The sequence below is a fragment of the Synergistota bacterium genome (genome assembly GCA_021159885.1).
Taxonomy (GTDB): domain Bacteria; phylum Synergistota; class GBS-1; order GBS-1; family GBS-1; genus AUK310.
On sequence record JAGHDO010000070.1, the window covers coordinates 1 to 5,904 of the forward strand.

At 44.7% G+C, this 5,904-nt stretch carries 7 protein-coding genes; all 7 read right to left on the reverse strand.

The genetic code is table 11. The features are described from left to right. Positions 1-1,241, reverse strand: a 1,241-nt coding sequence (locus J7M13_06950) for a hypothetical protein (protein MCD6363718.1), incomplete at its 3' end; no start/stop codon positions are given. Next, a complete protein-coding gene (locus tag J7M13_06955) occupies positions 1,238-1,849 on the reverse strand; it encodes a hypothetical protein (protein MCD6363719.1) in 612 nt (203 codons plus the stop codon). The genes J7M13_06955 and J7M13_06950, both read right to left, overlap by 4 nt. Further along, positions 1,846-2,172 (reverse strand): lytic transglycosylase domain-containing protein, encoded by a 327-nt coding sequence (locus J7M13_06960; protein MCD6363720.1) that lies wholly within the window; start codon positions 2,170-2,172, stop codon positions 1,846-1,848. Before J7M13_06960 ends, J7M13_06955 begins: the two co-directional genes overlap by 4 nt. A 337-nt stretch (positions 2,173-2,509) precedes the next feature. Next, on the reverse strand, positions 2,510-2,962 hold the full coding sequence (gene fliJ, locus J7M13_06965; GenBank protein ID MCD6363721.1) for a flagellar export protein FliJ: 453 nt from the start codon (positions 2,960-2,962) through the stop codon (positions 2,510-2,512). Positions 2,963-2,964: 2 nt separating this feature from the next. Continuing rightward, positions 2,965-4,227, reverse strand: a complete 1,263-nt coding sequence (gene fliI, locus J7M13_06970) for a flagellar protein export ATPase FliI (protein ID MCD6363722.1) — start codon at positions 4,225-4,227, stop codon at positions 2,965-2,967. Positions 4,228-4,261: 34 nt separating this feature from the next. After that, positions 4,262-5,176: a hypothetical protein gene (locus J7M13_06975; protein ID MCD6363723.1), complete on the reverse strand. Its 915-nt coding sequence runs from the start codon at positions 5,174-5,176 to the stop codon at positions 4,262-4,264. Further along, positions 5,169-5,904: flagellar motor switch protein FliG (gene fliG, locus J7M13_06980; GenBank protein MCD6363724.1), on the reverse strand; the 736-nt coding region annotated here is incomplete at its 5' end. The genes J7M13_06975 and fliG, both read right to left, overlap by 8 nt.

Genomic DNA, 5,904 nt, shown 5'->3' on the forward strand with positions numbered 1-5,904 from the left:
GGAGGGTGAAGCTCAACCGTCGCCTCTCTCTTACCTTCTCTCAAGTTGAACTCGAGCTTCTTCAAAAAAGCCTTTACCGTCATTTCTTCAGAGACCAATGGACGCTCTTCCGCCCTTGCCTGAGAGGGAATCCCCCCCCTCCCTAAAACCTCCTTCGAGCCTCTCCCTTCTTTCTCCATCCCATCACCCATAAAGGTGCTCGAACCGGTGTCGCTCAAAACCCTGATAGCTTCAAGCGATTGCAATGAACGATCTACTGAGGTAGTATCCTTAGGAGAATAATCACTTCTCTCAGATATACGCCATGCTTGATGCTGACTATCTCCTCGTCCATGATGTGCTTCCAATCTGGATGATACCGAGGATTTTGATTTTGCCCCAGGTTCGCCCCTCACGCTTTCCGCTTTCAACTTCTCCTCTCTCCTCACCACTTTCAAAGTATCTTTTCCCACCCTATCCTTCTTTTCTTCAACTGTTTTCGCGAAGTTCTTTGGCCTCGCTTCACTCCCAGACCTAAGCTTGACATCTTGTTCTTTGGGGAGAGATCCAAAGCTCTCCAACAAAGGCCTTTTAGAAAAGCGCTCAATTTCGTCATTCTTAGCTTTAGGAGGACTTAAATCAAAGCTTTCTAAGGTCTCCCACCTCCCAGATCCAGCTTTAGCAGTCTCTAACTTCAGAATCCTATCGAACGCCTTTTTTCCATTAGGTTTTATTTCCTTATGGGTCTTCTGCGAGGGAAACTTGCCTTGGGTTTTCTTAGTATGAGGTTCATTCTTAACCTCTTCGCCTCTTTTCCCAAACTTATGGGAGCTTTTATTAAATTTATCCTTAAGATGCTTCTCATGCTGAATGATACCCATCCGTGGAACAATTGCTAAAGTTTTACTTATCCCCCGGACAGGCTCAAAATGATGTTCCATATCGACTCTTTTAACCCCAGACTTTGTGAGAAGCTTTCCCGTCTTAATCTCCCGCCTAATGTGCTCAAGCTCTAAGCGAACTTCCTTTCCCTCAATCTCAGAATCAAGCCTTAAAACTGGCGTATGTGAAAGAACCAAAGGCATAGGGGAAACAGCAGCTCTTGAAATAGCCTTGTTAAGCTCCTTAAGAAGGCTATTCTTGAAGGATGTTGTTTCCCTCACTTCCTTCTTTCTTTTACTTCCCTTATGGCAGCCCTCCATGGTCTTTTTCTTTGCTCCCATCCTGAGAAGCAGTTTGAAAAGAGAGGTTTTCAGCTTCACTTGTTTTCCCTCCCCATCTTAGATATCAGCTGGGCTGCCTTCGTAGGATCCAGAGAAGCTAATATCTTGGCTACCTTTTCCTGGTCAAGATGCTTAAGTATAGCTATAGCGAGATTATCATCAAGATTTGTCAGAATAGCAGCAGCTTCTGAAGGTCTCATCGCCGCATAGTAAGAAGCCAATCGTTTAGCTTCCTCATCGGAAATCTTTTTAGCCGAGAGTTCCTTCGTGAGCTTTGCAGTCAACTCCTCGAGCTTCTTTTTCTCCTCCTCGAGCTTCTTCTTCTCCTCCTCAAGTTTCCTTTTCTCAGTTTTAAGCTCGGCCTCTTTTTGCGGTATCTCACGCTTTAGCTTCTCCTCAAGAGCTCTCAAGCGCTTGGCCCATGCTTCGAGCTCCATTCTTCTTCTTTCAATTGAAGTAAACCTTGTCTTAAGCTCCGATGTAAACCTTTCTACATATTTACCTACATAGGGAATCTTTATAGCATAGGGATATACAGCGCTTAAATAGATCTTCTTAAGATCAATTACACCCGCAAAGTGAAGTCCTATTGATGTTCCAATCAAAGCAGCGATTACGAGAAAGAATAGAAGCAAAAACCTTCTCATCTTTTGAGTTTACGCCTTCTATATATAGAAAGGACTCTTTGGACATAGTTCTGCGTTTCGCGGTAGGGAGGTATCCCCCTATACCTGTCTACTGCATATGGTCCCGCGTTATATGCAGCTAAGATCAATTCAAGGTTCCCCTTATATTTCTCGGAGAGATAGCGCAGATACTTTACTCCACCCATTATGTTATCCTCTATATCAAACGGATCAGAAACGCCAAGCTCACGTGCCGTTGCTGGCATAAGCTGCATCAAACCCATGGCACCCTTAGAGGAAACAGCCCGAGGATTAAAGCCAGACTCAGCCTGAATCACCGCCATAATGAGATCTGGATCAATGTCGTAAATTCGTGAAGCTTTCTCAACAACCTCCTTTATAGAGGGAGAACGAGACACAGATCTCTCATGAAAGCGAGAGGGAGAAAGACGCGGGGATTCCAAACAGAGGAATAAATGAGAAGAGGAAGATCGTTCTTTCTGCTCGGCACGAACTGGTTGATCTCTCTTTCTCGCTTCCTTAACTTCCTTAAGAAAAAGATCACGAAAAAGATAAGGCTTGCTATTCTCACCTTCCTTCTGAATACCTCTTGAGAAGTGAGATAGAGAGTAAAACCCTCTCCTTATTTCACTAATCCTTTTTAGAACCTTTCTCAACCCTTCAAGCGCCACCGCGCTCCCTCCTGATAAAAAGGTTTAAACCCATCTCATCGAGAAATCTGCGCTCTCTCAACGCCTCCTCATACCTATAAGCTTCAAATGCCCTTTCCCTAAGCTTCTCAAACTTTTTCCTTTCCTTTGAAGCCTCGATAATCTCTTCCCTTTTTTCACTTATTTTCTTCTCCAAATGCTTTATTTCCTCTTCCTTGCGGGCAATTAAGACCGAAAGCGAGCTTAGAAAGGAAAGATAAAGCCGTATCTCCCCTCCACTCATCCCCTCCTCCTGCCTTCTCGAAAACTCGTTCCTTAAATCTTCAAGCTCTCTCGCAAGTTTCTCTCTTTCTGAGAGAACAGCTCCTCTTTTAAGTTCAAGGGAAGCAAGCTCACTTTTAAGCTTCTCCTCTATTCTCTTCTTAAGATCGAGTACTTTCTCAAATCTAAAATTGAACGCCACACCTATTCGCCTCCGAAGGTCCTAAGAAGCCATTTTCTCGCTTCCTCTAAGGTAGATTTCTCGTTAATTCCCTGAATTAAAAATTTCTTAATCTCATCGATCTTTTCTAATGCCTCATCAACCACGCGATTGCTTCCCTTAGCATAAGCTCCTATGTTTATAAGATCCTGTGATTCCTCATAAGCAGAAAGTAGCTCTCTTAATCTACCTGCCGCTATATAATGCTCTCTGGGAACTATCTCAATCATCAACCTGCTTATACTTCTTAAGATATCTATAGCTGGATAGTGATTTTGTGAAGCGAGTTTTCGCGACAGAACTATATGCCCATCAAGTATACTCCTCACCGTATCCGCTATAGGCTCATTCATATCGTCTCCTTCCACAAGTATAGTATAGAAACCGGTTATCGATCCCTTGTCCGAATTTCCCGCTCTCTCAAGAAGCCGGGGTAGAAGAGAAAACACGGATGGTGTGTATCCCCGCGTTGCTGGAGGCTCCCCAATCGTTAAGCCCACCTCTCTCTGAGCCATTGCGAACCTGGTTATGGAATCCATCATCAGTATAACATCAAGCCCTTTATCCCTGAAAAACTCCGCTATAGCAGTTGCAGTAAAAGCAGCTTTAAGCCTTATAAGCGCTGGTTCATCCGAGGTTGCAACGACCACAACCGACCTTTTCAACCCTTCCTCTCCAAGATCTCTCTCGATAAATTCTCTAACCTCTCTTCCACGCTCCCCAACGAGACCTATAACGCTAACGGGTGCGGATGTATTCCTCGCTATCATGCCAAGAAGAGTGCTTTTTCCCACACCGCTTCCAGCAAATATACCCATTCTTTGCCCTTTACCACATGTTAGCAAACCATCTATAGCCCTAACTCCTATGGATATAGGCTCTTTTATCCTTTTTCTCTTAAGAGGATGAGGGGGCTTTCTGCTTAAAGGATATTCATCTTCCCAGATGATAGGGCCCTTATCATCTATAGGCTCTCCAAAAGCGTTTAGGACTCTTCCCAAAAGCCCCTCTCCAACCCTCACCTTAAGACTTTCGCCGGTTGCAACCACCTCACAGCCGGGACCTATGGATCCCATCTCTCCCAGTGGCATCAACAGGACCCTATCATCTCTGAACCCCACAACCTCCGCTTTGACACTCCCACCGTTTTTAAGATAGATTTCACATATCTCCCCAACAGAAGCCTCTGGTCCCTTGGACTCTATAACCAGACCAACAACCCTAACTACCTTGCCATTTATTTTCATTGGTTCAAAAAGCTTAAGCCTCTGAATATATCTATCAAGAAGCGTTTTCCCTTCCCTCCTTGAGGATCTTATCCATGAGCTTTTCAATCTCCTCGATTTGCTTATCTATACGTGCATCAACTATACCAAGACCCCCCTCAACTATACACCCACCCTTACCAACCCTGGGGTCCTCAATGATCTCAAGCTCCTTTAACCCCTCAATGCTTCTAAAAAACTCCTCTCTCTTATCAACTACTTTCGGAAGATCATCTGGACTTACCCTAACGATTATCTTAGAGCGCTCCTCAAGCTTCTTGATGGCAGCTTTTATCACTCTTATAACGAGCTCCTCATCCAGCTCTATCTCTCTTAAGATTATTTTTTTCGTCAGTATTTTCAATATCTCGATTATCTCCGGCTCAATTTCCTCAAGCAGCTTCTCCCTCGCGCTCTTTATCCCCTCTATGACGCTTTTAAGAAGATTTATTAAGCCTTCATACTCAGCCTTGGCCTCTTTTAGTCCTTTCTCATACCCCTCGGAAAAACCTTTCTCATAACCTTCTTTATAACCCTCATCGTGGGCGCTTTTTCTTATTTCCTCTGCTTCCTGCTTCGCCCCCTCGATTATCTCACGCGAAGCACGAGATGCCTCTTCCTCTATTTCGCTTTTTATCTTCTCCGCTTCTCTCTTAGCTTCTTCAAGGATTTTCTGCGCTTGAACAGAAGCCTCCTCTACCCTACGCTTAAGCTCCTCTATCTTTTTCTCGAGCTGCTCCTTTTCTCTCGAAAGTCTTTCTACCTCATCTCTCGCAGTTTTCTTTACTTCCTCGGAAGTCTCCCCCCTATTCTCATCAGCTTCCTCAGCCTCATCAGCGCTTTTCTTCTCTCCACCGTTTTCCCCCTCGAAGCCTACGAGAAATGGGGTATCAAGCAGCTTAACGTACTTGATAAGGTTCTTTTTAAACAATCAGCTCTTCCTCCCCTCCTCTTGCTATGACTATTTCTCCTGCCTCCTCAAGCTGCCTTATCACGTTAACTATTCTCTGCTGAGCATCTTCAACATCCCTGACTCTAACCGGCCCCATAAAGTCCATATCTTCCTTAAGCATCTGAGCTGCTCTCTTAGACATATTCTTAAAGAACTTGTCTCTAACCTCCTCACTCGCACCCTTAAGGGCAAGCGCGAGATCCTTCATATCTATCTCCCTCAATACCCTCTGAACAGCTCTATCATCAAGATGGACGATATCTTCAAAGACAAACAGCCTCTTTTTAACTTCCTCAGCGAGTTCGGGATCCTCCTCCTCAAGAGCCTCTATTATATTCTTTTCGGTTCCTCTATCCGATCTATTGAGAATCTCCACGAGCGCCTCTATACCTCCAACCATCGTGAAGTCCTGACTAACAAAAGCAGAGAGTTTTCTTTCCAGAATTCTTTCAACTTCCCTTATAACATCCGGAGATGTCCTGTCCATAGTGGCCAAACGACGTGCAACCTCAACCTGAAGCTCAGGAGGAAGCCCGGAAAGCACAGAAGCCGCTTGCTCAGGACCAAGATAGGCAAGTATCAACGCTATGGTCTGAGGGTGCTCCCCCTGAATAACAGAGAGAAGCTGCATAGGATCGGTCTTTCTAACAAACTCAAAGGGCCTGACTTGAAGCTGAGCGGTAAGCTTAGTGAGAATTTCCTTTGCC